1 protein-coding gene is annotated in these 3,048 nt (G+C 39.6%); it reads right to left on the reverse strand.

Annotated elements, in window-relative coordinates; all coding sequences use genetic code 11:
• Positions 1–468 precede the first annotated feature (468 nt).
• Positions 469–3,048 (reverse strand): sulfatase-like hydrolase/transferase (locus BZG80_RS15580; RefSeq protein ID WP_077679762.1); only part of this gene is annotated, 2,580 nt, incomplete at its 5' end.

The raw sequence follows: 3,048 nt of genomic DNA on the forward strand, positions 1-3,048 counted from the left end.
ACTGAATACAGAGTACAGAAAAAGCAAGAGCGCCGATGCGAGCACGAAGCGTCTCTTTCCCGTACTCTGTAAGCGCAGCGCTCCGTATTCCCATTCACGAATACAGATTACTGAATACAGAGTACAGAAAAAGCAAGAGCGCCGATGCGAGCACGAAGCGTCTCTTTCCCGTACTCTGTAAGCGCAGCGCTCCGTATTCCCATTCACGAATACAGATTACTGAATACAGAGTACAGAAAAAGCAAGAGCGCCGATGCGAGCACGAAGCGTCTCTTTCCCGTATTCTGTAAGCGCAGCGCTCCGTATTCCCATTCACGAATACAGATTACGGAATACAGAGTACATAAAAAGTAAGACTCTCAATGCAAGCACGAGACTGATCTTCTCCGTATTCAAGATCCCGAATACCGGTGACGATAAAGTATCGTGCTTATCTCGATAAATTCATTTTAGATCGTGACATTCACACTAATGAAGCCAATCGGTATAAATTTCGGAAACGCCTCGATCTAAATAATGCAGATACGCTTCCTTACTGTTTATTGTATGCACATAGCTCCGTACTCCTCGTTTTTTTAATGCTAATTCGGCCAATCCGGCATCCGCTTTACCACGAGGCATGGTCAAAGCATATAAGTCCATTTTTTCAAGATGGTTTAATATATCTTCAATATCACCACCGAAGCGATAAAGTGTCCAAATAATATTATCAAAACCTAGCTCGCTAACCATCTTATATTCTTCCGGCCAATATATTTGTGGTATAAACCTAGACTTTAACTCAGGATATCGTTCAGCGATAAGACGTAATGCATCAATATTTTTCTCTTTTACATCGGTAACAATCTTTTTCCCCGGATTGTTTTCTAACCACAGCGCAAGTGAGGATAGCGTACAATTCCCCATACCCGAGCCCTTAGACGCCAATTGAACAAACTCACTATAGGATACGGGTGATTCAGTACTAATGCCGAACGTACGCTCAAAGCTATGCTTCCAATCGTGGATACAAACGAGTTCGTTGTCCGACGTCCATGAAAAATCAATTTCAAACAACGAATAGTAGCTTTTGTTTTCATTTAGGGCATCTATTGAATTGGTATATGTTTTACCATTATAGCCACCACCAGCATATGCGATTCGTTCAATATGACCCAACATGCTTTTCTCTACCGACTCAACATGTTCAGTAAAGCTTTCAACATTAAGAATCAAAGCATCTTCTTTTTCGCCAATCAATTCTTTATTTATACCCTTACTTGATATGATTCCAATATATGGCTGTCGATAACCAACCCTGCTCCATTTTTTCATATCGATATCAGATAAGGTAGCATTCAATAGATTACGATCATCGTTACAAACAACACTGTCATGACCAATTACTAGAAACGTGTCAAATGACTCTGAATAGTTGTTCATTACGGTTGCAAAGCTTCCAGTATCTTCAAGTGTGGCGTGGTCAACGACTTGTTCGGCACAAGAATCTACATGGCTTAGCTTAATAGGTGCATATGTATCTGTTAATCCAACGAGAGTGAGCCCTCGCTTTAGCTTGACTCTCTTCCCGTTTTGCTCAACATAGGACTCACCACGACTGAATCCAGCAGAGCGAACAACGACGCTCCCGACCATATTGCTTTCCGAAGATACTGATAAAGTATCGAGCTTTCCCACACCATACTTAAGGATGTTTGATATTCCAGTAACACGATCCTTATGAGACGCTTCACTTAAATCGTTGCTGGATAGAGAGCTTTTAATATCAGTGTGACTAATTGTCATATTATCAGTGAGATCCCATGACGAAACATCACTCGCTCCTGTTTTTCCAGAAGAAATACACCATTTATCCTTATCGCTTTCGCCAATTTTCTCTGATCTTGCAAACGCGTAGATTAACTTACAGCGATCTGCCCAAATAAATCCTTGGCCTATATCCATCTCTTCCATATAATCGCCAAGTTTCTTTAGCCCGTAATTATCAAAAATAATTTCATCAACATTGGCGTCGTCATTCAGCTTAAAGATAGCTGGAAGTGATACTTCTCTATCACCTAACAATAAGCGATCTTTCACATCTAAAGAATAATGAATACCATTATTAAGTTTCGGATAGCTCCAGAGGTATTTCACAACATTTTGATGTTCGTTTAGATAGGCATCAATACTCTTCTTCTTTTCAACCAAAGATGGAACGTCAGCATTTAGGTTTCGACCAAACCCTAACCCGTCAATGGGAGAGTCAAGAAAAGAGAGTAGCGTAGGTGCAACATCTAGCATCGAACCTCGTTTATTAATCGTCTTTCCCTTTTCTGGGGATGCTGGATCGATGACCATAAACAAATTTCTTCTTTTTCCCTTATTGAGATCGTCCCATGCAGTATTTTTCATCGCATAATGATCAGAAGAAATGGCGATTATAGTTTCATTTTTACCCGGATTTTCTTTGATATACTCAACCAGATTATTCACGAGAACATCGGTACAATGAACAGAGTTAAGAATAGGATTACTCCCATCTTTATAATGAATACGTTCACAGAATTGTGATATGTGCCCATTGGGGTTGTGTGTATCAAGCGTTAATGAAAATAGCCCAAAAGGCTTTTCGTTTTTTGACAACCGAGAATATTCATCCTTTAACATTGAAAAAAGCGAGTCATCGTACAATCCCCAACCGGACATATTTTCAATATTTTTTAAATTTTGAGATAACTGTTTCTTACCTTTTACACTATCAAAGCTGTGGGTCTGATAAAAATTACCCTTTCCAGCAAAACTAAGATCAGCACCTGCCATATAACTAAGGTGATAATTATTTCGTTTTAGTATATCACCTAAACAGTTAGCTTCAGGTAAGAATTCATCCAAGCCTTGTGAGTTTCGGTGAGATGGAGAAAAAAGAGGAATTCCACATTGGCTTGCAGTCATACCGGCAATAGTCCATCCAGTATGAGTCACTTGTTTAATATTACTAAATGTCGTCGCAGACTGTTGGAGTGCTTTAATATTGGGCATCAAACCAGGAAAAATATCTTCATCAAG

Source organism: Salinivibrio sp. MA440, from assembly GCF_001996265.1.
Taxonomy (GTDB): Bacteria; Pseudomonadota; Gammaproteobacteria; order Enterobacterales; family Vibrionaceae; genus Salinivibrio; species Salinivibrio costicola.